The sequence below is a fragment of the Exiguobacterium sp. s149 genome, from assembly GCF_018618395.1.
In the GTDB taxonomy this organism is placed as follows: Bacteria; Bacillota; Bacilli; order Exiguobacteriales; family Exiguobacteriaceae; genus Exiguobacterium; species Exiguobacterium chiriqhucha.
The window spans coordinates 217,018-241,058 of sequence record NZ_JACSLZ010000003.1; the positions used below are offsets into that span (position 1 = coordinate 217,018).

Below are 24,041 nucleotides of genomic sequence, written 5' to 3' on the forward strand. Positions count from 1 at the left end.
AGAACGATGGTCGATCAAACAGTGATCATCGTCGGCGTCGCCAGCTTTCAAGGATTCCATCTGGCACGTCGACTGTTACAGGAAGGGTTTGACGTCGTCGGAATCGACGATGAAGGGCGGCACAAGACGAGAATTGCCAAACAACGTCTCTACGTCCTGACGCACCCGCAGTTTCAGTTGATTCGCACGACACTCGCGAACAAGACGGTCATGCGCAGCATCTTGAAGCGACATGAACCACGCCACATCATCCTATGTTCGACCCGTACCGTCGACGACCCGCTCGAACGATACGAGTTGATGAAGCGGTACATCGCGCTGCATACGACACGAGTCCCACTCGAGTCGTTCATCACGTTCGACCTCCCGGTAAAGGAAGTGAGCGAAGAAGATCCCGCCATCCACTTATTCACGGAAGACGTCTTCGGACCTTGGGATGACGCCTCGACACTCGTGTCCAAAGCGATTGTCGCCGTCGACCGCGGCGTCCGTCTTTCCGGTTATTATGCGACGGATATCATCAACGTCTCCTATATCGATGACGTCGTTGAGTCGGTCGTTCGACTATTGCGTTTGATTCAAACAGGGCTGTCGCCCGTCGGCTACTTTCAAATTCCAGCCTCGGACTACGTGATCGTTCAAACGTTACTGTCCGATATTGGGCACATCCTCAACAAATCGGCCAAGACGTCGTTGCCGATGCGCACATCCGTGCTCCGGCAGTCGGACATCCCGACGCTCGATACTTTGATTGGCTTTAGCCCGAGTACATCGCTGTTTGAAGGGCTCGAGCAAGTCGTCGACTGGCATATCTCGTATAAAAACATGATGAAGGAGGGCATCAAATGAACATCTTATTATCGAAGCCGCACATGTCCGGACGTGAGATGGCTTATATCGAAGAGGCGTTCGCGAGCAATTGGATCGCGCCGCTCGGCCCGAACGTCAATGCGTTTGAAGCGGAAGTGGCCGCATATGCGGATCATCCTCACGCCTTGGCGACAAGCTCAGGCACGGCCGCCCTCCATTTAGCGCTACTTACCCTCGGTGTCGGGACAAATGACACAGTCTTCTGTCAATCGCTCACGTTCGTGGCATCGGTCAACCCGATCCGTTATGTCGGGGCGATCCCGGTCTTTATCGATTCGGAAACGACGACGTGGAACATGTCGCCGGACGCGCTCCGGAAAGCGTTCGTCCAAGCGGCGACGAAAGGGAAACTTCCAAAAGCAGTCATCGTCGTGCATCTCTATGGCGTCGTCGCGAAAATAGGTGAGATTCGCCATATTTGCCGCGAGTATGGTGTCCCGTTGATTGAAGATGCGGCCGAATCACTAGGTTCGACATGGCACGGGCAGATGACGGGCACGATTGGCGACATCGGCTTCTATTCGTTCAACGGCAACAAAATCATCACGACCTCAGGCGGCGGCATGCTCATGGTGCCGAATGCGGAAACGAAACAGTTAGCGCTCAAGTTGGCCACGCAAGCCCGGGAAGATGCGCCGCATTATGAGCATGAACAAGTCGGTTACAACTATCGATTGAGCAATGTCTCGGCCGGCATTGGTCGGGGACAGCTCGAAGTGATTGAACAGCGCGTCCAAGCGAGACGTCGAGTCTTCGCCCGCTACGAGCGCATGTTCCGGCAACTTGGGACGACGTATCAACAAGAGGTCCCATATTCACGGGCCAACCGTTGGCTCACGGCCATGCAATTGGACCAAACCGAATTGCATCGTGACACATTGATGCAGCGGCTCGCCACGGCCGGGATTGAATCGCGTCCCGTCTGGAAGCCGATGCACTTACAGCCCGTTTACCGCGATGCAGAATACGTGTCGGTCGACGGAGAAGACGTCAGTCGCCGACTCTTCGAAAACGGCATCTGTCTTCCGTCGGGATCTGATTTGACGCTCGGAGAACAACAGCAAGTCATCCAGACGGTACTCGATACACGTACAATCGTGACCGAACAAAGTGTCTGAGGAGGACGAACGATGAACCGGGAAGCAGAGATTATCCAGTCGCTTCGAGCCGCTGCATCTCTGACTCCGACCCTCACTGTCAAACAATATCAGCTCTGGAGCCGAGACCGAGACGTCCCGACGTTCCTCGACGTTCTCAATTTTTATGGGTCATGGACCGGTGCGTTAAAAGCGGCCGGGCTCGTCGAATCCCGCAAACAGTATACCCAACAAGAACTCATCGCAGCGCTTCGGCTCGCACTTGAACAGGAAGGGAGATTGACGAGCACCCACTATCAACAATGGGCCAAAGGTCAAGTCGCCCCTTCCCTAGGTGATATTATTTCCCACTTCGGGTCTTGGAGTCTGGCCGTGAAAACGGTTGAGCGTTTAGAAGAACTCCATTTTACCGTCCAACCAGAACGTGAAAAAGCAGAAATCGTCCAATCGTTACTCGAAGCAAGCCGGGTCGTGGTCCCATTCAACGCCGTCACGTATCAGAAATGGGCCAAACAACATAAACGACCGAGTGTTGCCAAAATATCGCGGCGGTATGGCTCTTGGAAACGGGCACTCGCCGAGTTGGAGCTTCGTGAGTCGTGTGATGGAAAGAAGTGAACATGGAGGAGGAATCGCGATGAACGGAGCATTTGTCATCTCGTTAGATTTCGAATTGAACTGGGTCACGTTTGACGGCACGACGATCGAGGCGTATGGCGAGAATCTACTTGGAGTACGGCAAGTCGTTCCAAGCCTGCTCGAATTGTTCGCCGCGCATCAGATTCATGTGACGTGGGCGACCGTCGGCTTCCTGTTCTATGAGACGAAAGCGGAACTGTTGAAAGACTTGCCGACGATTCAGCCGGCGTACCGTCATCCCGAATATTCTTCGTACAACTGGATGCAGCACGTTGGGGCGGACGAGGCGACCGATCCGTATCACTTCGGGAAGTCACTCGTCGATCAAATCATCGCCACCCCTGGCCAAACGATTGGAACTCATACGTATTGCCATCTCTCTTGTCTCGAGGAAGGTGTGACCATCGAGGCGTTCAAGGCCGACCTTGAGGCGGCGAAGCGTGTGGCGGCACGGCGGGATGTCCCGATTCAAAGTATCGTCTATCCACGTAACCAATCGAGTCCGGCGCATTTCAAGGCAGCTCAAGAGGTCGGCATCGATGTCTATCGCGGCAATGAGACCCATTACATTTATCGGGCCGATGCGAGAGGGGATGAGGGGTTAGGCCGACGGGCCCTTCGACTGTTGGACGCCTACGTGAACTTGACCGGGCATCACACCGTCTCATGGGAATCCATTCGCCAGTCCTCTCCGTATAACGTACCTTCGAGCCGCTTCCTCCGTCCGTACGTGCCGCCGCTCCGCTTCCTCGACCGTCTCAAATTGCGTCGTATCAAGCGCAGCATGACGCATGCGGCCAAGACCGGACAAGTGTTCCATCTCTGGTGGCACCCGCATAACTTCGGGAAGCACTTATCGGAAAATATGGCGATGTTGAGCGAAATCGTCGCTCATTATGAGAAGCTCCACCAGACATACCAATTCGAAAGTTTATCGATGGAAGAAGTGGCTGACCGGTGCCGTCCGGTCGTCGTCTCGACGCAGGAGCGTCACGGATGAGCGTTGTGTTAGGAAAATGGAAGGAGGGAAACGCCATGGGTCGACCCATCGTGTTACTTATCGGGGAACATCGCACATCCGCCTACGTCTATCAGGCGATTCGCAACCTAGGGGTGACCCATGTGATTCGAGAAGATGGTCCGAGCGAGCATCGACCCGAATCGCTCAACCATTGGCTGACGCACGCCTATGTCCGGTCGATGTCGCCTCTCATGCGCGTATCCAGCCGGGCCCGGATTCGAGAATTGAAAGGTCGCTATCCGTTGAACGACGAGCCGATTCCGTTCCATCACATCCTGCGGGTCACTTCATTAAACGATGCGAAGACGACGATGTGGCTCGATCGTCTCGATCCACAACTGATCGTCACCCATGAAACGGGACCGATTGACCCGAGTGTCCTCGCCCGATTCGACTGTCCGGTGCTGACAGTCAAACCGACGATCGCCGAAGGGCAAATTGAGGCATACTGGGCGTTCCGGGCCAAACCGGACGTCTGTGAGGCACGAATCGAACAGTGGACCGAGCGGGGCTGGTCCGTGGTCGACCGGGCCGTGCTCTATATCGGCGGGACGGATAATTTTGCCACGTACCCGTATTTACAGCTCACGACCGTATTGCCCCTCCTGAGACGGCAAATCGAGTTGCTGTTAAAGGAAGATGTCTATGACCGCCGAACGGCGAAATAACGGCCAAAGCGTGATGCTTTGGCCGTTTAGCTTTGGGTGATGCAATAGTGTTGGATGGCGTCATTATAGTAGACGGCAAGTCCTGGGGCGTACTTGTCATAGAATGCGGTGAAACGCTCATCCATGACGTACATCTGTCCGAGTCCGCTGAACATGTCGAGCGAGCAGTCATAAAACTGGTCGTTGATGAACATGTGGTTCGCCTGGACGGCCGCTTGGACACGTGGGTCTTCGACCGGGACACCGGCCGTGAACAAGTCGACCAGCGGTTTGACGAGATCGACTTGCTGTTGACTGAGAGCTTCCCAGTCTTCTTTCGAGCGCTTGTCGGCGCGCGCACGTGACGTCTTGTACGCCTCGCTCTCGCCCCAACGTTCCACGACCTCGGGCTCGTGTTTCGCTTCGTGGGTTTTCAGTTCGTCAAACGACAGACCGTTGAACAACGATTTGTCTTCCATTGAAATTCCTCCTCTCAGTGAGGTGAGCGTCGATTCCGCCGTCTCGGCGAGTGTCGCGAAATAGGCGGCCTTTGCGCGCAGCGCGGTCACCTGCTCCTTGAGGGCACGGGTCCGATCGAACGGTTCGGCTTCGAGCAACGCCTGAATCGTCTCGAGTGGAAAGTCGAGCGAACGATACAGCAGAATCGACTGCAACCGCTCGGCGTCCTGTGACGAGTAACGGCGATACCCGTTGACGTCACGCTCGGCAACAAGCAGACCGACCGCATCATAGTGCCGTAGCGTCCGTGTGGTCGTGCCAGCGAGCGTGGCGAGCTGTTGAATCGTATACATGTCCTCACCTCCTTGGATTCAGCGTACACGTTGACGTCGCGTCAAGGTCAAGCCTCTTTTTCAAACAAAGAAAAACCATCCCGTTCGCCGATGTACCGGAAGCCGAAGCGGGGATAATAGGCGTTCAAAAAAGAGTTCGTGGCGACGCAGTCGAGGCGAATCCGGTCCGACGTTGCTGCGAGTGCATGACGCATCAGCTGTTCGCCGATTTGTTGGCCTTTCATTCGGTCGTCGACGACGAGCCGATGTAAATAGACGGCCCCCCGGGAATCGTCCCATAAATTCTCATCCCAAGCCGTCGGCGGAATCAAACTGACCGACCCGGTGATGGTTCCATTTGTTTCATATACATACACGGTCCCGTTCGTGACGTCATGAGTCACAAAATCGGTCCGGCTCGGTTCCAAATATTTCACCCATTGCGTTTTTCCGGCTGCCTGAAAAGCTTGGGCTTTCTTTAAAATTAGTTGATCGATTGCCGAAAGATCGGCCTGTGTGGCCAAACGAATCATATAAGTCGCCTCACTTTCATTTCATTTCAAATTCGTGTAGGGTACACGGTGAGTAAGCTGTTGAAACACTCTTTGTATTGATTTCGAATTTTTGTTAAGATAAACGTAGTGCATCGTGCAAACGATTGCGCTAATGCGATATAGAGAGAACAGCACTGATATTAGTATATAGGATGCGCAGTGAGTTTAGGGATAAGGGAGTATCATTGAGACATGCAACTTTTACAACGTGACCAACACACACAAACGAAAACACTGAAACGAAACTGGTGGAAAGAAGCCGTCGCTTATCAAATCTACCCGCGCAGCTTCTACGATGCGAACGGCGATGGAATCGGCGACATCCAAGGCATCATCGATAAGCTCGACTATTTGAAAGACCTCGGCGTCGACGTCATCTGGATTTGTCCGATGTATAAGTCGCCGAATGATGACAACGGCTATGACATTAGCGACTATCAGGACATCATGGACGAGTTCGGATCGATGGAAGATTTCGATCGACTGTTGACGGAAGTCCATGCACGCGGCATGAAGTTGTTGCTCGACCTCGTCGTCAACCATACGTCGGACGAGCACCCATGGTTCATCGAATCGAAGAGCTCGAAAGACAATCCGAAGCGTGACTGGTACATTTGGCGTGACGGCAAACCCGACGGCTCGAAACCGAACAACTGGGAGTCAATCTTTGGCGGGTCGGCCTGGGAGTTCGATGAGACGACGGAGCAATATTTCTTGCACGTCTTCTCGAAGAAACAACCGGACCTGAACTGGGAGAACGCCGAGATGCGCCAGACGATCTATAACATGATCAACTGGTGGCTCGACAAAGGCATCGACGGCTTCCGTGTCGATGCAATCAGCCACATCCGCAAACATCCATCGTTCGGCGATTTGCCGAACCCAGAAGGCCTCGACTTCGTGCCATCGTTCGAGATGCACATGAACGTCGATGGGATTCACGGTTATTTGGAAGAGCTTCGCGACGAGACGTTCAACAAGCACGACATCATGACGGTCGGGGAAGCGAACGGCGTGTCGCCTGACGACGCTCACCTTTGGGTCGGCGAGAAGGAAGGCAAGATGAACATGGTGTTCCAATTCGAACACATGGGTCTTTGGCGCGAAGACGCCGAGTCGAAGCTCGACGTCGTCCATTTGAAGAACGTCCTGACGAAATGGCAAAAAGGTCTCGAAGAAGACGGCTGGAACGCCCTCTATGTCGAGAACCACGATCAGACACGGACCGTGTCGTCATGGGGTGATGACGAGCGCTATTGGAAAGAGAGCGCGAAATCGATTGCGATGATGTATTTCCTCATGCAAGGGACGCCGTTCATCTATCAAGGCCAAGAGATCGGCATGACGAACGTGAAGTTCGACTCGATCGACCAGTACGATGATATCGCGACACGAAACCGCTATTACATCGGTCTCGAACATGGCAAGAGCCATGAGGAGATGATGGACATCACGTGGAACTCGTCACGTGATAACACGCGCACACCGATGCAGTGGAGCGATGCCCCGAACGCGGGCTTCACGTTCGCCGAGACGCCTTGGTTCGGCATCAACCCGAACTACACGGACATCAACGTCGACGCCCAGCTCGAAGACGACGACTCGATTCTCAATTTCTATAAAGAGATGATTCGTCTTCGCAAGCAAGACGAGACGTTTGTTTACGGGACGTATGACATCGTCTTGCCGGAACACCCGGAGATTTACGCGTACACGCGCACGCTCGGTGACTCGCAATACCTCGTCATGACGAACTTGACGGGCAAAGAAGCCATCTTTGCGACGGAGCTCACGCTTCGCTCGGAAGACGTCGTCTTGCAAAATATGCCGCTCGAGCCGCATGATGAGACGACACTCGTCCACTTGAAGCCGTTCGAGGGGCGCGTCTATAAAATGAGTTAATCGAAGACAGGGACATTCCCTGTCTTTTTTTTTGCGTACAGGGAAATGACGAGAGAGCACGAATTCATATATAGACAAGACGAGGAGGGGTTGGAATGAGACTGTTACTGACATCGGCCGGGATTAAAAATGACCGGATTAAACAAACGTTACTCGAGTTGTTAGGGAAACCGATTGAGGAGTGTACCGCCCTGTGCATCCCGACCGCGATTTACGCGTTGCCGGGTGGGACGAATCACGCGTGGAACTTTTTCAACGGTGATTTCTCGACGCCGATGTGTGAGTTAGGGTGGAAGTCGGTCGGGGTCCTCGAATTGAGTGCCCTCCCAAGTCTTGATGAAACGGTTTGGAGACCGGCGTTCGACGAGGCGGATGTGTTGTTGGTCAACGGAGGCGACCCACTGTTCTTGCATTATTGGATGAAGCAGTCCGGTGTCTCGCAGCTGTTACCGGATTGGAATGGCGTCTATGTCGGTTTGAGTGCCGGCAGCATGGTTATGACCCCGAGAATCGGGGAGGCGTTTGTCGGTTGGCAGGCGCCAGGCGTGCAAAGCGATGAGACGCTAGGCTACGTCGATTTTTCGATTTTCCCTCACCTCGATCATGAGATGTTGCCGGAGAACACGTCCGAGCATGCGACCGAATGGGCAGGCATGTTGGCTGGGCCGAGCTACGCCATCGATGACGAGACGGCGATTCGAGTCGTCGACGGGCGTGTAGACGTGATTTCGGAAGGGAATTGGCTGAAGTTTTAACGGAACGAACGGCCGCGGATGATCACATCCGCGGTCTTTTGCTTGAAGCGGACTTCTTGCACGCACATAATATAAAATTGATCGGGCCCGACGTGTGAAGCGCGTGCGAACCGGGAAAGAAAAAGTTACCGATTCCGGACCGTTCGCGAGATATGGTACGATGGGACAGCGGAAAGGGGAATCATCATGGCAATTGAACCGAAACGCGTACGTGTGCGCCAAAAGACGACGATCAGTGAGATCGCGGAACCGATCGAGCTGCAAGCCGAGGGGCTCTATTATGAATTGAAGACCGGCTTCATCTTGACGTTCGATCAAGAACGGGAAGACGGTGTCGTTCCGACGACAATCAAATATACGACAGGCCGGCTCGCGCTCATCTGTAAAGGACCGATCGAGATGAATCATTCCTTTATCGAAGGACGTTTGACGCAAAGCCTATATAAAAACCTATATATGTCGATGACGATGGCGACGACGACAGAGCGACTCGATGTCGCGGACGGCCGTTGCCGCTTCGTCTACGAGTTATCGATGAACGAAGACATGGCGGGAAATTATGACGTCGACGTCACATGGACGTTTGAAGGAGGAGAGTTCGCATGAATTTTGCAGAACGCGTGAAAAAGATTGAAGAGATGTTGAACGAGGATTGGTTCGAGATGCTCGAGACGAACGAGGACGAGTATGAAGAGTGGCGTGGCCGCCTCGAGGACCATGCTGAGCAGGTCGTCGGGCACTATGACAACGAGACCGGTGTCGATATGGACTCGGTCGACAAGTTGCTCCAGTTGAACGATGAGTTCCCGCTTCTTTATGGAGAAGATACGGTCCGGCTTTACGTCGCGTTGATCGAGGCGCGGCCGGAAGACAAGTCGGCGTACGAACGCTATATCGATTATTTGGCGGCCATCGGTGACGCGACACATGAGGAATTTTTACGGTTCCACACGCTCGTCGAGGCTGGCCGTTTAGACGAGGCCCGTACGCTCGCCCCACAGATGCCAAAACGACTAGGATTAGAAGACTGACCCGCAATCGATTGCGGGTTTTTTGCTAGATGATTCTATGAAAAAGGCGACATCTCGTCACAGGAACGTCTGTTTTCAACGTGAATCGGCTTCGTTATGATGAAGAGAGACCAATCAATTAGGGGGACGTCAGATGCTACAGCTCGTCAAAACAACGATGGCGCAACAAGCGCAAGTACTCGAATTTTTAAAGGAGTGGCGGGAGCGGGAAGAGACGATCGTCCCGAACGCGGTCGACCGCGACGCGTCTGACTTTGCGTCGTACGTCAAACAGATTCGTGATAAAGAGATACGGGTGAACAACCTCAGTTGGGTGCCGAGCACGACGTATTGGCTGACGGACGGGGACGAGTTGCTCGGGGCGGCGAATATCCGCCACGAATTGAATGACAACCTCCTCAACTTTGGGGGCCACATCGGTTACGGCATCAAGCCGAGCGCACGTGGACGCGGTCTGGCAACGAAACAGCTCGAGCTCGCGCTCGAGAAAGCGAAAGAACTCGGGATTGAGCGGGCGTTGATTACGTGTGACCGGACGAACGTGGCGTCACGCCAAGTCATCTTGAATAACGGAGGAATACCGGACACACCGTTCACAGCGGAAGGCGGGAAAATCGTCGAGCGGTTTTGGATTGAACTGAAAGGATGACGTGAGATGGCGAATTGGATCGTGGTCTATTTAGCACTGATCAATTTTTGGGGAATCTATCTGTTTCCACGAGACCGGGTACCGTCTCAAAAATGGTTCTCGTTTTCGAGCGGGATCGCCATCACGTACTTTTTCATGTATCTCTTGCCGTCTTTGAATAAGCGGCAAGACACGCTCCGGGTCGAATGGCTCGACCTGGCCTTGCCGTCGGAGATTTATGTCATCAGCCTGCTCGGCTTCACCGTCTTTTACGGGACGATGCGTGTCGTTCGAACGCCACACTTCAAAGACGAGACGATTGATCAGAACGTGTCGTATTGGCTCCAAGTGACGCTGTTGACGGCATATATGTCGTTCTCGGCTTACGTCGTTACGGCATCATCCGTCACGTTCGTCGCCCGCAGCTTCTACGCGACGGCGCTCGGCGTCCACTTCCTCGCCGTCGGTCACGACTTGTATCGCCATTACGGGGAACGCTACCTTCGGCAAGGACGTTATTTGTTGAGCGGCGGCATCCTCATCGGCGGTTTCTTCTCCCGTTTCATCGATCTCGCCTCGCACGTCGAGGCCATCTTGTTCGCGTTCGTCGCCGGGGCGATGATTCTGAATATCGTCAAGTTCGAACTTCCAGCCGACCGCAACCTTCACTTCCGGACGTTCGTCCTCGCGGTCGTCGGGTATGGCGGCATCCTCTTATTCTTGAAGCATGTGCTCAATTTTTGACCCCTTCGATAAAAATGAATGACTGTTCATTCATTGTTTGATATACTGAATTCAAGATTGAATCCGTTTTCATAAGGGGGAGTTTTGGGGATGTCTACATTTTTAATCGTCAACTGGATTCTATTCTTGCTCGTCCTCGGCTATGGACTGTATTTGTTCGCCTCGCTGGTCTATCAGCGCTATACGTTCATCAAGCTCGGGAAGCAGGCAGAGTGGAGCCAAACGAATAAGGAACGGCTCGAACAGGTCATGATCAATGTGTTCGGCCAAAAGAAATTGTTAAAAGACAAGAAGAGCGGCATCATTCACGTCATGATGTTCTATGGGTTCATCCTCGTCCAGTTCGGGGCCATCGACTTCATCTGGAAAGGGCTTGCTGTCGGGACGCGTTTCCCGCATATCCCGCTCGGTCCGCTCTATCCGATTTTCACGTTCATGCAAGAAATCGTCATGCTCATGATTCTTGTCGCGGTCGTTTGGGGATTCTACCGCCGTTACATCGAGAAGCTCGTGCGCTTGAAACGAAACTTCTTGGCCGGCCTCGCCCTCATCTTCATCGGTGGGCTGATGGTATCGGTCTTGTTCGGGAACGGGTTCTACCTCGTCTATAAGGAAGAACTTCCGATGTGGGGTGAACCGGTCGCGACGCTCATCGGTTCGGCGTTTGCTTGGGTACCGGGAGGGGTCGCCTTCGCCTTGTTCGTCGTCTTCTGGTGGCTTCATCTCTTGTTCTTGCTCAGCTTCATGATTTATATCCCGCAAGGCAAGCACGCCCACTTGATCGCCGGGACGCTCAACGTCTGGCTCGGACGGACGCACCAGGTCGGTCGTCTCGCTCCGGTCGATTTCTCGGCGATGGAAGAAGCCGAGGAGTCGGACGAAGAAGTCGTCTTCGGGGTCAATAAAATCGAAGACTTCAACCAAAAACAACTCGTCGATTTGTATGCCTGTGTCGAGTGCGGACGCTGTACGAACGTCTGCCCGGCGACCGGGACCGGTAAGATGCTGTCGCCGATGGACCTCATCGTCAAGCTGCGCGACCATATGAACATGAAAGGGGCCGCCGTCACACGGAAGTCACCGTGGGCACCGGCGCTCTTGTTCCAAAACACGCAAGGGGCCGAGATTGCCGCCGCGGCCCAAGACGGGCATATGCTCGTCGCCGACGAGTTGATCGGCAACGTCATCACCGAAGAAGAGATTTGGGCATGTACGACGTGCCGCAACTGTGAGGACCAATGTCCGGTCATGAACGAGCACGTCGACAAGATTATCGATTTGCGCCGTTACCTCGTCATGATGGAAGGCAAGATGGATCCAGAAGCGCAGCGTACGGTCGCCAATATCGAACGTCAAGGCAACCCGTGGGGGATGAACCGGAAAGAGCGCGAGAATTGGCGCAAAGACCGGGAAGAACTTGTCATCCCGACGGCAAAAGAGAAGAAAAAGGCCGGCGAAGAGTTCGAATTCCTCTTCTGGGTCGGAGCGATGGGCTCATACGACAGCCGTAGCCAAAAAGTCGCGCAAAGCTTTGCGAGCGTCTTGAACAAGGCCGGCGTCTCGTTCGCCATCCTTGGTAACGAAGAGAAGAACTCAGGGGATACGCCACGCCGCATCGGGAACGAGCTGTTGTTCCAAGAGCTCGCCGAAGCGAACATCAAACTGTTCGAGAAGTATGGGGTCACGAAAATCGTCACGGTCGACCCGCACGCGTATAACACGTTCAAAAACGAGTATCCGGACTTTGGACTCACGGGTGTGAAAGTGTATCACCATACCGAGCTCCTCGCCGAGCTGCTCGATACGGGCCGGGTCAAACCGGACTTCTCCGTGAACGAGCGTGTCGTCTATCACGACTCATGTTATCTCGGACGCTATAACGGTATTTACGACGCCCCACGTTTCGTCTTGGAACGCATCCCAGGTGTCGAACTCGTCGAGGCGGAGCGGAACCGTGAGAACGGCATGTGCTGCGGCGCCGGTGGCGGTCTCATGTGGCAAGAAGAGAAAGTCGGGACGCGCGTTAACGTGGCCCGGACCGAGCAGTTGCTCGAGACGAAACCGACGGTCATCGGGTCGGCATGTCCGTACTGTTTGACGATGCTCTCGGACGGGACGAAAGCGAAAGAAGTCGATGAGACGGTCGGTACGTTCGACGTCGTCGAATTGCTTGATCGCTCCCTCGCTCCAATCGAAGTACCAGAACCGATTGTCCAATAAAAACAAGGCACGGTCCGCGGACCGTGCCTTGTTTGTCGTTAGTGCATCTCGGAAGTGGCCAATAAGGAAGACGTCAGGTGTGATAGTCCTTGCGTCGTCTCATTGATGGCCGAAATCGTCTCGACCATTTGGCCGAGGTCTTGCTTGTTTCGTTCGAACGACATGACGTAATTGCCCATCTCGTCTTTGACGGTCGAGAAGCCAGCTTTGACGGCACCGAGTTGACGCATTGCCTCGTCGTTCGTTCGATGCATCTGTCCCATTTGATCGAGCAGGGCGGCGATGTTCGCTTCATTCTCATGGATGAGGACGTTGATTTGACTGCTCAGCTGTTTCGCATTCTCGGCGAGCGTCCGCACTTCGGTCGCGACGACGGCGAAGCCTTTGCCGTGCTCACCGGCTCGGGCCGCTTCGATTGATGCGTTCAAGGCGAGCAAGTTCGTCTGGTTGGCAATCTGTTCGATGCTCCGAGTCATGCTGACGATTTCTTGCGAGCCGTCCTTGAGCGCGGTGATGCGATCGAGCGAGGCGTCGACGTACGTCGCCGACTGTTTGAACTCGGATTCCATCTGTTCGATTTGCTCGCCGTTCGTATGCGTCAAGCTCATCAAGTGACGGCTCATCTTCTCCGTCTGCTCGGTCTCGGACAACACTTGATGGGCTCGCTTGCTCGTCTCGGACATGGCGTGACCGGTCTGCTCCATCGTCGTCGCGACTTCCGTGCTGACGCGACTGACATCGTTCAATAGCGTCGCTCGGGCGACGTTTGCCGATTCAATCTCATCGAGACGCGCATCGACGTACTGCTCAGTGACGATTTGGGCGTCCAAGTTCATCGCATGGGACAATGCGAGGAGCGATTCGGTCAATGTGGCCGGGTCGTGTTGGTACGTCTCGACGATTTTTGGGACGAGCAACGTGTTGAAGGCAGAATAGGTCGCGAGGAACCAGACGACCGGTACGGCATAGTGGTGATGCGTCTGGCCCATCCGTTTACGCATCGCAAGGAACTTTTCATCGATGTTTCCGGTCAACAAGCTCCGGAAGTAGTCAGCGAACACTTTTTTAAGCCGCTCACGTGTCGACGAGGCGTTGGCGATTTGGACCATCTCAGGCTGCAACATCAAGTGGTCGAGGACGTTTTCGAGGACATCGTCTAACACGGACTCGACGAGCGGGGCCATGTCTTGGAGTCGCTTCACTTGCGATGCCGTATAACCCATATAATGGGTGCGCCCGTTCAAATTTGGATCGGTCGGTCGTGCGGTCTTAGCCACATCAGGGAAGCCGATCGACGCGGTGTAAGCGGTAGGTTTTGATTTACGGAACAGTGCCATGTTTCATTCTCCTTTTTCTCGTACAGCTAAAATAGCGTTCTATTCTATATCGGCAAACATGTGAAAAAACTGAGGAGCTGATGTGTGATTCGAGAGGTTCTCGAATGGAAGGGGGCGGGAAAGAAGGAAAGGAGAGCGATTCAATCATTTTCTAGAAATGAGGTATCTTTAATGAAAAACACGGTCGTGTTATTGACGATTGTCAGTGCCCTCAGCAGTCAAATCTTGCCTCAAATTTTATTTTTGTCCATCATGGCGGTCGAAGACGGCGTTGGACGATTAATCCCGTTCATGATTTTTTACGTGGCGAGTATGTCGGGACTGCTTCTATGGGTGTACATCATTGGTCGCCTTGGCTCGAAACAGACATTCTTACTGGCGCTGACCGTCTTGGTGACCGGACTCATCTGCTTTTTGCTGCCGTTTGGCTGGGCGATCGAATTGAGCGCTTTTCTTGTCGGTGTCGGATCGATCGGTGTCGGGTCGATTATGACGACGATTTTGTCACAGCTGAAGGAACTGTCCACCACAGACGAGTCGGCGGATCAGAAAGGGAGTTCGCTCCCGCTCGTACTCGCACTCGTTGCCTGGATCGTCATTTTCTCTTATGTGCTGACTCGATCATATGACGAGGCTGTCATCCTCTTCCTCGTCAGTCTGATCCTGCCTTGGCTGTTCGTGAGAAAGTTGCCGCTCGAGAAAACGGCGACGTGGGCATGGGCGACAGGGAAGTTCGTGCTTGCCTTCATCACCGTCACCGTGTTCACGTTGGTGAGCCGTCTCCTCAGCCTGTTGGAAGAGGCGAGCGGGTACGTGGAAATCTTTTTATTGATGATTATTTTGCTCGGCTACGTCGGGTGGGTATTGTTCCAGGAGCGGACGAGAACGTACGTCAGTGCCACCAAAACACGGCAAGTCCAGTTGCTCTCGTTCGTCGTCGGGTTATTTGGCGGTTGGACGTTGATTGGCGCCGTATTCGTCAGTCTGGCCCTATACTCGTTTCAAGTGCTCTTATTCTACGTGTTCATGCCGTTCTTGGCGGGCGTCATCGGCTGGATATTATTGAACCGTGTGTTCGACGTGGCACGCCATCCGTACTACGTCCTGCTCGTCACGTCGCTGCTATTCTTCCTCGGTTTCTTGGAGCCGCTTCGCTGCTATTCTTCCTCGGTTTCTTGGAGCCGCTCGTGTTTATTCCGGTCCTGTTTGTGAGTGGGTACGTCCAGACGATGTACGCGAGTGCGGGTCACGTCTATCTATATGCATCGTATGGGGACAACAAAGAGTTCGCCTCGCTGCTCTTGCAACTATGGAAACGGATCGGGATGGTCGTCGCTTATTCCGCGCTCATGGTTGGATTGCTCGGCTACGGCCTATATACTGGCCAGTCCGTCAATGCAGAGTTGTCCTTCAAAGTCCCGCGCGGTTGGATGCTCGGGGTGCTCGGTTTGACGTGAATCTTCAACGTCGGATTGATTACGCTCTATTGGTTAAGCATCCAAAAAACCGTTGAAACTTCAAAATAATTTCCTCTAGCTTTTTCATATCGGTTTTGTTTATAATGAGGAGTGATGTTTAACTAGTGACGGAAAAGGAGTGTCCTTTAATGAATAAATCGTTGATCGATTTCGTTTACGAAATTCTTCAAAAGACTGGCGAGCAACCAGTGTCATTTGATGAGATTCGTGAGCTGATCAGACAAAACTATACGTTCGCAAGTGAAGAGGAGGAGCTCGAGAAAATCGCGCAACTCTACACGGACATGAACATCGACGGACTATTCGTCAACTTGGGAGCTAACCGTTGGGCGCTTCGTGTTTGGTATCCGTTCGATAAGTCAGACGAAGATCTCGTCATCGAAGCACGCCAGCGCGGTGAGCTCGATGAGTTCGAAGAAGAGATCGATGAGACGGATGAAGGCATCGTCGACATTGAAGACGACCTTGACGTCTTTGCAAAAGGTGAAGATTTTGACGCATCTGAGTTCGATGCCGAGGATGAAGCCGAAAAAGTGGAAGGCCTTGACGAGTTCGAGGACGAAGACTTGGACGACGACCTCGACCTTAAAGACGAGGATGATTTATAAGAGACCGCAAAAAGCCGGGCATTTGTCCCGGCTAGGCGTGTCTCTTTTTCTTTTTTGACAGTTGAAAAAAAAGAAAAAATAATGACTTGACGACTGCATCGTCTCTGACGTAAATTAGTCATGGGCTAGTTTAGCACGTAACGATGCAGCAAAAGTGTCCTCCATTTCAGTGGGGGCACTTTTGCTTTTTTTGTTTTTTCGTTTCCCGTTGTGGCATTTAAGAGAGGAGAATGATGATGACAAAGTATATTTTCGTAACAGGTGGGGTAGTATCTTCACTCGGTAAAGGGATCACAGCCGCTTCACTCGCACGTCTACTCAAAAACCGAGGTTTGAACGTGACGATTCAGAAGTTTGACCCGTATATCAATATCGACCCAGGAACGATGAGCCCGTACCAGCACGGAGAGGTGTTCGTCACAGATGACGGCGCTGAGACGGACCTTGACCTCGGTCACTACGAGCGCTTCATCGACATCAACTTGTCGCAAAACGCCAACGTGACGTCAGGTCGCATCTACTCGACGGTCTTGAAAAAAGAGCGTCGTGGCGATTATAACGGTGGAACGGTCCAAGTCATTCCACACATCACGAATGAGATTAAAGACCGCGTCTTCCGCGCCGGTCGCGAGACGAACGCAGATGTCGTCATCACAGAGATTGGTGGAACAGTCGGGGACATCGAGTCGCTTCCGTTCATCGAGGCCATTCGTCAAGTGAAAAACGATATCGGCAAAGAGAACGTCATGTACGTTCACTGTACGCTCGTCCCTTATCTCCGCGCTGCCGGTGAGATGAAGACAAAACCGACCCAACATAGCGTCAAAGAGCTCCGCAGTTACGGGATTCAGCCGGATATCATTGTCCTCCGTACCGAGCACGATATCCCAGAAGAGATGCGGGAAAAGATTGCCTTGTTCTGTGATACACGTAAAGAAGCGGTCATCGAGGCACAAGATGCGTCGACGCTTTACGAAGTGCCGCTCAACCTTCAAAAGCAAGGAATGGACCAACTCGTCAACGATTACTTCGGCTTCAACACGCCGGCCGCTGACATGACGGCTTGGAAAGAGCTCGTGCACACGGTCACGCACCTCGAGAAGAAAGTCAAAATCGCTCTCGTCGGAAAATACGTCGAACTTCGTGACGCGTACATCTCGGTAGCAGAATCGCTCAAGCACGCCGGTTACGCCTTCAACGCCGACATCGATATCGATTGGGTCAACGCTGAAGAGGTGACGGCAGAGAATGTCGAGACGCTTCTCGGAGACGCAGACGGGATTCTCGTCCCAGGCGGATTTGGAGAACGCGGCATCGAAGGGAAAATCGAAGCGACGCGTTATGCGCGTGAGAACAACGTCCCATTCTTCGGGATTTGCCTCGGCATGCAGCTCGCGACGGTCGAGTTCGCCCGTAACGTCTTGAAGCTCGACGGTGCCCACTCGGCCGAAATCGATCCGACGACGAACTATCCGATTATTGATTTGCTTCCAGAACAAAAAGATATCGAGGATCTCGGCGGCACGCTCCGTCTCGGCCTCTATCCATGCAAGCTCGAGCCAGGTACGAAAGCGCACGCCGCTTACAACCAAGAGCTCGTCTACGAGCGCCATCGTCACCGTTACGAGTTCAACAACGAGTACCGTGAAGCGTTCGAGGCAGAAGGGTTCAAGTTCTCAGGAACGAGCCCGGACGGCCGTCTCGTCGAAATCATTGAGATTCCAGAGCACAAGTGGTTCGTCGCGTCACAGTTCCACCCAGAACTCATTTCGCGTCCAGAGCGTCCGCAACGCTTGTTCCACGATTTCATCCAAGCCTCACTCGGCGAGTGAGTGGCAGGTCACAGTCTATGACTGTGGCCTTTTTTCTCGGGCAAAAGGCTGATGTGCGCAACAGCTTCAGGTGGATACATGTTGCCCGAAATCCGGGTACACTAATAGTAGAACAGGGAGAGGGCGATGCGACATGCGAGAACGAACTATGATTTATGCAGGATACGGGGGAGCGCTCGTCACGCTCAGCCTGTTGCCGTTCGTCGTCTTGCCGACGCTATTATTGCCGTATCAACTCGGGTGGACCGGGATTGTATTGCTCGCACTGTCGATTGGTCTATTGCGGTCGATTCGCGAGGGCTCGAACACATACTTGAAACAGATGCTCAAAGTCACGTTCACGTTATTTTTGTTGTTCGTCTTCGTATACTACGTTTCGTTTGGTCTCGTTTTATATGATTCTTACGGGCTCGAGCGGTTGCTCGAACAGTATGGCGACCAGGCGATGTGGGTGTTCGCCGCCTTCAGCTTCCTGCAACCGATCGCGCTTCCGGTACCGGAGGCGGTCAGTGTCCCGATCGGCAGTGTCGCCCTTGGCCCGCTCCGGGCGGCCTTAATCGGGAGCGTCGCGACGACGCTCGGCATCCTCGTCATGTACGGGCTCGCTCGGTTCGGGCGGGAACGGGTGATGCGGCTTATCGACGCCGACAAGCTCGCGACGTATGACCGATACGTGGACAAGTACGGGCTCGGTGTGTTGCTCGTCTTGTTCATCATCCCGATCTTGCCCGATGAGGTCATCTGTCTCGCGGCTGGGTTCAGCCGGGTGCCATTTCCTCGATTCGTTTTGATCGCCATCGGCGCGAAGCTCGTCACGTCGTTCGGTCTCGCCTATTCGGTCTCGCTCGGCGAACTGTTCATCACCGGTGCGAGTCCGTTCGCCGTCGTCTCGGTGACGGCGAGTCTGTTGCTCGTCATCTTGGCGCTCGTCTGGCGAAAGCGGAAAAAAGGGAATTCGAACTGATCCCTTGAAAGAGTATAGCAGCACAGATAGAGAGGACGAGGGTATGATTCGTGATGAAGCGTTAGTGATTCGACCGATTGAGGCACGGGACTTGGATCGGTTATGGGAATTGATGTATAAGAACGAGGCACCAGAATATAAGAAGTGGGACGCGCCGTATTTCGAACATCGGGCGCAGACGTACGAGGTGTACTGTCAGAATGCGGACGAACACGTCGGCCGTGACGACATGTGGGTCATCGAGGTCGATGGGACCGTCTACGGGACGGTTTCCTTCTATTATGAAGACGCCGGACAGAACTGGCTCGAGGTCGGCATCATCCTCCATCAAGCCGATCGCTGGAATCGGGGCATCGGTACGCGGGCGCTCAAGCTGTGGGTCGGCCATCTGTTTCAGACGTTGCCGACGGTCCGGGTCGGATTGACGACGTGGTCGGGCAATGAGCGGATGATGAAAGTGGCCGAGAAAATCGGCATGCGACTCGAAGGTCGGATTCGTCAGGTGCGCGTCGTCGACGACGTGCGTTACGACTCGATTCGCATGGGTTTGTTGCGAGAAGAATGGATGACAGAAAGCGCTAAGTCTCGGTAGAGGCTTAGCGCTTTTCACGTGTGGAACAATTGGCGGTATTGGAGTGGGGTCATTTGTTTGTACGTCTTGAACGTGTTGATATAGGCCGTGCACGAGGCGAAGCGATATTTCTCACCGATGGTACAAATCGGCAAATTCGTTCCGAGCAAATCGGCGATGGACGCATCGATGCGGCGGCGCCGGATTCGTTCGGGTACACTCTCGCCGACTTCCTGTTTGAACAGGGCCGACAAATAATTGTTTGATAACCCGATTTGTTGGGCGATCCACGGGAGCGATAATTCCGGCTCTTTCAAATGCTCTTCAATCAAATGGATGGTCGTCGTGACGTTCGGGTTCGTCGACACGGGAGGGGATAGGAACGCCATCATCTTCGTCAAATGGTCGACGATGACGGGAATGGCATAGATAAAGTCGAGTGTCGTCGTCAGTTCATCGATTAAGATGAGAAGAGCGCTCGTATAATTGAGCGCGGTCTGGACGTTTGGGTTATCGACTGGAATCAGACGGATGACGTGATAGACGAGGCCGCGGTAGTAAAAACGGACACTCATGTACTCATCGGAGACCGGAAGTTTCAATAGGTCGAGCGTCAGCGTCTCGAGCAGCTGTTCGGCCCGAATCGGATGGGCGCTGCGGAGCGCACTCACAATTTGTTGATCGAGCGTATAAAAGTTATCCACATGCTGAAAATCATCGAACAAATTTTTGTCACGATGCAGATGATTCAGAAATTGGCGTTTGATTTTGTTTTCCACCGGATGAGTCACTTCTTTCGTCGTACGATCGGGAACCGTTTATTTATTTCGCGGAACGTTCCGTTTAGTCACTTGCTTTAATTCGGCGATTTCGCGAGCGAGTGCTTCTTCACGGGAACGTGCGGATGATTCGAGGTGGTGTTCGAGTTCCTTACTTTTTTGTCGATACGTTTCAGCGACTTCTTTCGTACGCTGTTGATGCTGATTGAGTTGTTTGTTGTACGCATCGAGATCAATTGGCTTTTTCGTCATACATCATATGCCCCTTTCAAAAGACGGTCAAACAGACAGGCGCGGTGCAAGCGAGGCTTGGCCCGCAGTTTCATCGAGGAAACGGTTCCTGTCCTTAGCTTACGAAGGGGGTGAAAGCTTGGAAAGTTAGGTCAACACGAAAGAAGTGGTGAAAAAGATGAAAAATGTGACGAAATTGTGTCCGTAGCATATCCCATTTCTCACACTACTCGATGAATTGCACAAACCACAAAAAAACCGCAGACATGAAGTCTGCGGTTGAAGGCTTATTTGACGGCTTGGTCTTTGATTGGGAACCAGCCGGCACGTGTTGTGATGGCGTTCCAGAGCGGAGCCGGGACGGCGAGTTCGGCTTGTTTGTTCAAGTCGAGTTCGGTCTCGATTTCGTCTTCACGACCGTCTTTCACTTTTTCGAGCCAATCCGGGTCGATGATGAGTTCGCGGCCGAGCGCGGCGAGGTCGATGACGTTCAGTGCGTCTTCGACTTGACCTGGGCGCTGGAGCTGTCCGACTCCGATGAGCGGGACGGCACCGTTGATGCGTTTAGCGATGCGATCAATCGACCGCTCCGTCACGTTCTCGTTCCGCATTGAACCGATATTGAAGTTCCAGAGCGAGGCGTGGAGGTAGTCGAGATTTTCTTCGAGCAACATATCGATCAATACGTCCGTATCGTCGAGCGTGATGCCTGGCTCTTCGACTTCTTCAGGCGAGAAGCGGTAGCCGATTAAGAAATTGTCCGCGCCTTCAGCTGCACGTTTGACCGAGCGAATGACTTCACGCGGGAATGTGAGGCGTGCGTTTACGTCGCCACCGAAGCGATCGTCGCGTCGATTCGAGTGAGGTGAGAAGAACTGTTGAATCAAATACGTGTTCGCCCCGTGAATCTCGACGCCGTCAAAACCGGCCTCAATGGCACGACGTGTCGCTTCGCCGAACGCCTCGATGATGGCTTCGACTTCTTCAGTCTCAAGGGCGCGTGGTGTGGCGGCACCTTCACGGACCGGTGCGATGGCGCTGGCGCTTACTGGTTGTTCGTTCGGAACGAGTTCCGGAGGAGACATGCGTCCTGCATGGAAGATTTGAAGAATCGCTTTCGCGCCTTCCGCTCTCAAACTTTCAGCGAGCTGACGAAGCCCAGGGATGAACTTGTCGTCATTCACACCGAAGGCGTTCGGGAACCCTTTGCCGTCTTCGGTCACGTAAGCACACGCCGTGATGGCGAGGCCGACGTTCTTCGCTCGCTTGCGGTAATAGGCGAGTTCGTGTTCCGACACTTCACCCGTCGGTTCTGACGAATAATGGGTCATCGGCGCAAGTACGAGCCGATTGTGGATCTCGACGCCGTTTTTGAATTGGAAAGGTTGTAACATGCGTTTCATAAAAAAACTCCTCCTTGTTGGTGATACTTTGAAGTCTAGTCTTCTCATTTTGAAATTGCGAGCGGGACGCTTTCTGAGGAGCAGGTTGCACACTCCGTGAGCGGGTCGATGGTTGAATGCTAGAAAATGGGGTATAATACAGGAGAAAAGTTGATAACCGGTTGGAGACTACAGAGAGACCACGACATGGGGGGCGAAGCCTTGTTTTGTTGTGGTCTCTTTTCGCATACATCGAACCGGATTCATTATAGGAGGGGACAAGATGGAAATCAGAAATTTCTCAGCAAAAGAACGTGCCAAACGATATGAACAGTTAACGGGTGAACGTCACGACGTGCTCGTCGTCGGCGGAGGAATCACCGGTGCCGGAATCGCGCTCGATGCCGCGTCTCGCGGAATGAAGACGGCCGTGCTCGAAATGCAAGACTTCGCAGCCGGAACATCGAGCCGTTCGACGAAACTCGTCCACGGAGGGTTGCGCTACTTGAAACAGTTCGAAGTCGCGCTCGTCGCCGAAGTCGGAAAAGAACGCGCCATCGTCTATGAGAACGGGCCGCACGTCACGACGCCAGAACGCATGCTGTTGCCGATGCATAAAGGCGGCACGTTCGGACCGCTCTCCACAGCGGTCGGCTTGATGGTGTACGATTTCTTAGCGGGCGTCAAACGCGGCGAGCGACGTTTGATGTTGAAGCCGGATGAAGTCATTCAAAAAGCGCCGCTCGTCAAAAAAGACGGTCTTGTCGGTGGCGGTTATTACGTCGAATATCGGACAGATGATGCCCGTATGACGATTGAAGTCGCGAAAGAGGCGGCCAACCACGGCGCCCTCCTCTTGAACTATTCGAAAGTGACTGGTCTAATCTATGAGCAAGGCAAAGTCGTCGGCGTCCACGTTGAAGACCAAATCGACGGCAAGACGTACGATGTCTATGCGAAGAAAGTCATCAACGCGACCGGACCTTGGGTCGACGTGCTCCGCGAACAAGACGGCTCGAACAAAGGGAAGATGCTCCGTTTGACGAAAGGAATTCACCTCGTCATTGACCAGTCGAAATTCCCGCTCAAACAAGCCATCTATTTCGATACACCGGACGGCCGGATGGTGTTCGCGATTCCGCGTGACGGCAAAGCGTATGTCGGGACGACGGACACGTTCTTCGATAAGGATAAAGCTCATCCACGCATGACGACCGAGGACCGCGACTATATTTTAGAGGCGATCCACTATATGTTCCCAGACGTGAACGTGACGGCAGACGACGTCGAGTCGAGCTGGGCCGGGATTCGTCCGCTCATCTATGAAGAAGGCAAAGACCCGTCTGAGATTTCACGGAAAGATGAGGTCTGGCAGTCGGAGAGCGGCTTAATCACGATCGCCGGTGGGAAGTTGACCGGTTATCGCAAGATGTCAGAGACGGTCGTCGATTTGGTGGCGAAACTGCTCAAGCAAGAAGAAGGCATCGTCTTTCTCGCTTCGCGCACGAAACATATGCCGATGTCGGGCGGTCATGTCGGCGGTTCGAAAGGGTTCGATGACTTCTTGACGAAGAAGAAGGCTGAACTGAAAAACCTTGGTCTCGATGACGTCAAAGCCGAGCAACTCGTCCGTCTCTACGGATCGAACATCGATCGTGTCATCGAACGGATGGACTCGAACGCGTACGACCTTCCAGAGTACGTCTATGCACAACTCATGTACGGCATCGAAGAAGAGTCGGTCGTTCGGGCCATCGACTTCCTCGTCCGCCGCACCGGAGCGATGTTCTTCGACATCGACTTCGTCCGCAACTATAAAGACGGTGTGCTCCGTTGCATGGCCGATGTCTTCAAATGGTCGGATGCTCGTCTCGCTGAAGAGCGGGCCGAGATCGAGAAAGAGATTGATCTCGCGGTCGTCCCTGTCACGGTCGACTAACGAAATAAAAGGAACTTCGCC

Annotated in this window: 25 protein-coding genes; 19 read left to right on the plus strand and 6 right to left on the minus strand. The window is 53.5% G+C overall.

Annotated elements, in window-relative coordinates; genetic code table 11:
• Positions 1-6: 6 nt before the first annotated feature.
• From KNP81_RS06135 to KNP81_RS06155, 5 genes are read left to right on the plus strand one after another with little or no spacing between them, the layout of a single operon-like run.
• On the plus strand, positions 7-849 hold the full coding sequence (locus KNP81_RS06135) for an NAD-dependent epimerase/dehydratase family protein (RefSeq protein WP_214719281.1): 843 nt from the start codon (positions 7-9) through the stop codon (positions 847-849).
• On the plus strand, positions 846-1,988 hold the full coding sequence (locus KNP81_RS06140) for a DegT/DnrJ/EryC1/StrS family aminotransferase (protein WP_214719282.1): 1,143 nt from the start codon (positions 846-848) through the stop codon (positions 1,986-1,988). Before KNP81_RS06135 ends, KNP81_RS06140 begins: the two co-directional genes overlap by 4 nt.
• Positions 1,989-2,000: 12 nt before the next feature.
• The gene (locus KNP81_RS06145; protein ID WP_021066075.1) at positions 2,001-2,585 is read left to right on the plus strand and encodes a hypothetical protein; all 585 of its coding nucleotides are present in this window, start codon (positions 2,001-2,003) and stop codon (positions 2,583-2,585) included.
• A 19-nt stretch (positions 2,586-2,604) separates the two neighbouring features.
• Positions 2,605-3,606, plus strand: coding sequence for a polysaccharide deacetylase family protein (locus tag KNP81_RS06150; RefSeq protein WP_214719288.1), 1,002 nt, complete (start codon positions 2,605-2,607; stop codon positions 3,604-3,606).
• 35 nt (positions 3,607-3,641) lie between these two features.
• Positions 3,642-4,295, plus strand: coding sequence for a hypothetical protein (locus KNP81_RS06155; RefSeq protein WP_214719290.1), 654 nt, complete (start codon positions 3,642-3,644; stop codon positions 4,293-4,295).
• Positions 4,296-4,321: 26 nt separating this feature from the next.
• Here the strand turns inward: KNP81_RS06155 and KNP81_RS06160 are convergent, their stop codons facing one another.
• The gene (locus KNP81_RS06160; protein WP_214719292.1) at positions 4,322-5,086 is read right to left on the minus strand and encodes a MerR family transcriptional regulator; all 765 of its coding nucleotides are present in this window, start codon (positions 5,084-5,086) and stop codon (positions 4,322-4,324) included.
• A 47-nt stretch (positions 5,087-5,133) separates the two neighbouring features.
• Complete coding sequence (locus KNP81_RS06165) at positions 5,134-5,598, minus strand: GNAT family N-acetyltransferase (protein WP_214719294.1); 465 nt, start codon at positions 5,596-5,598, stop codon at positions 5,134-5,136.
• A gap of 213 nt (positions 5,599-5,811) precedes the next feature.
• On the opposite strand from KNP81_RS06165, the gene KNP81_RS06170 reads away from it, so the two are divergent.
• The 7 genes from KNP81_RS06170 to KNP81_RS06200 all read left to right on the plus strand — a co-directional run bounded on the left by KNP81_RS06170 (position 5,812) and on the right by KNP81_RS06200 (position 12,899).
• On the plus strand, positions 5,812-7,521 hold the full coding sequence (locus KNP81_RS06170; RefSeq protein WP_285800917.1) for a glycoside hydrolase family 13 protein: 1,710 nt from the start codon (positions 5,812-5,814) through the stop codon (positions 7,519-7,521).
• Between the two features lie 95 nt (positions 7,522-7,616).
• Positions 7,617-8,276 (plus strand): Type 1 glutamine amidotransferase-like domain-containing protein, encoded by a 660-nt coding sequence (locus KNP81_RS06175; protein ID WP_214719295.1) that lies wholly within the window; start codon positions 7,617-7,619, stop codon positions 8,274-8,276.
• Positions 8,277-8,462: 186 nt separating this feature from the next.
• A complete protein-coding gene (locus KNP81_RS06180) occupies positions 8,463-8,882 on the plus strand; it encodes a YwiB family protein (RefSeq protein ID WP_214719297.1) in 420 nt (139 codons plus the stop codon).
• Positions 8,879-9,307 carry a hypothetical protein gene (locus KNP81_RS06185; RefSeq protein WP_214719299.1) on the plus strand — a complete coding sequence of 143 codons (429 nt, stop codon included), beginning with the start codon at positions 8,879-8,881 and terminating at the stop codon, positions 9,305-9,307. The genes KNP81_RS06180 and KNP81_RS06185 overlap by 4 nt, the downstream gene beginning before the upstream one ends.
• Before the next feature lie 133 nt (positions 9,308-9,440).
• Positions 9,441-9,956 (plus strand): GNAT family N-acetyltransferase, encoded by a 516-nt coding sequence (locus KNP81_RS06190; protein WP_214719301.1) that lies wholly within the window; start codon positions 9,441-9,443, stop codon positions 9,954-9,956.
• A 6-nt stretch (positions 9,957-9,962) separates the two neighbouring features.
• Positions 9,963-10,679 (plus strand): hypothetical protein, encoded by a 717-nt coding sequence (locus tag KNP81_RS06195; protein ID WP_029594649.1) that lies wholly within the window; start codon positions 9,963-9,965, stop codon positions 10,677-10,679.
• Between the two features lie 90 nt (positions 10,680-10,769).
• Entirely contained in the window at positions 10,770-12,899 is a 2,130-nt protein-coding gene (locus KNP81_RS06200; RefSeq protein ID WP_021066085.1) for a (Fe-S)-binding protein, read from the plus strand.
• 38 nt (positions 12,900-12,937) lie between these two features.
• Here KNP81_RS06200 and KNP81_RS06205 read toward each other — a convergent pair whose 3' ends face one another.
• On the minus strand, positions 12,938-14,236 hold the full coding sequence (locus KNP81_RS06205; protein WP_029594650.1) for a methyl-accepting chemotaxis protein: 1,299 nt from the start codon (positions 14,234-14,236) through the stop codon (positions 12,938-12,940).
• Between the two features lie 171 nt (positions 14,237-14,407).
• On the opposite strand from KNP81_RS06205, the gene KNP81_RS06210 reads away from it, so the two are divergent.
• From KNP81_RS06210 to KNP81_RS06235, 6 genes are all read left to right on the plus strand, one after another.
• Positions 14,408-15,448, plus strand: coding sequence for a hypothetical protein (locus tag KNP81_RS06210; protein WP_214719303.1), 1,041 nt, complete (start codon positions 14,408-14,410; stop codon positions 15,446-15,448).
• Complete coding sequence (locus KNP81_RS06215) at positions 15,424-15,693, plus strand: hypothetical protein (RefSeq protein ID WP_214719305.1); 270 nt, start codon at positions 15,424-15,426, stop codon at positions 15,691-15,693. Before KNP81_RS06210 ends, KNP81_RS06215 begins: the two co-directional genes overlap by 25 nt.
• Positions 15,694-15,842: 149 nt before the next feature.
• Positions 15,843-16,322: a DNA-directed RNA polymerase subunit delta gene (gene rpoE, locus KNP81_RS06220; protein ID WP_029594652.1), complete on the plus strand. Its 480-nt coding sequence runs from the start codon at positions 15,843-15,845 to the stop codon at positions 16,320-16,322.
• 236 nt (positions 16,323-16,558) lie between these two features.
• Positions 16,559-18,154 (plus strand): CTP synthase, encoded by a 1,596-nt coding sequence (locus KNP81_RS06225; RefSeq protein WP_021066089.1) that lies wholly within the window; start codon positions 16,559-16,561, stop codon positions 18,152-18,154.
• A gap of 133 nt (positions 18,155-18,287) precedes the next feature.
• Positions 18,288-19,118, plus strand: coding sequence for a TVP38/TMEM64 family protein (locus KNP81_RS06230; protein WP_029594653.1), 831 nt, complete (start codon positions 18,288-18,290; stop codon positions 19,116-19,118).
• A 43-nt stretch (positions 19,119-19,161) separates the two neighbouring features.
• Positions 19,162-19,710, plus strand: coding sequence for a GNAT family N-acetyltransferase (locus KNP81_RS06235; protein WP_029594654.1), 549 nt, complete (start codon positions 19,162-19,164; stop codon positions 19,708-19,710).
• A gap of 14 nt (positions 19,711-19,724) precedes the next feature.
• Here KNP81_RS06235 and KNP81_RS15445 read toward each other — a convergent pair whose 3' ends face one another.
• The 3 genes from KNP81_RS15445 to KNP81_RS06250 form a co-directional block, all read right to left on the minus strand.
• Positions 19,725-20,393, minus strand: coding sequence for a helix-turn-helix transcriptional regulator (locus KNP81_RS15445; protein WP_125317989.1), 669 nt, complete (start codon positions 20,391-20,393; stop codon positions 19,725-19,727).
• A gap of 114 nt (positions 20,394-20,507) precedes the next feature.
• On the minus strand, positions 20,508-20,720 hold the full coding sequence (locus tag KNP81_RS06245; RefSeq protein ID WP_029594656.1) for a hypothetical protein: 213 nt from the start codon (positions 20,718-20,720) through the stop codon (positions 20,508-20,510).
• A gap of 266 nt (positions 20,721-20,986) precedes the next feature.
• Complete coding sequence (locus tag KNP81_RS06250) at positions 20,987-22,102, minus strand: NADH-dependent flavin oxidoreductase (RefSeq protein WP_214719307.1); 1,116 nt, start codon at positions 22,100-22,102, stop codon at positions 20,987-20,989.
• A 262-nt stretch (positions 22,103-22,364) separates the two neighbouring features.
• Between KNP81_RS06250 and KNP81_RS06255 the strand changes: the two genes are divergently transcribed.
• On the plus strand, positions 22,365-24,020 hold the full coding sequence (locus tag KNP81_RS06255) for a glycerol-3-phosphate dehydrogenase/oxidase (RefSeq protein ID WP_214719309.1): 1,656 nt from the start codon (positions 22,365-22,367) through the stop codon (positions 24,018-24,020).
• Positions 24,021-24,041: the final 21 nt, after the last annotated feature.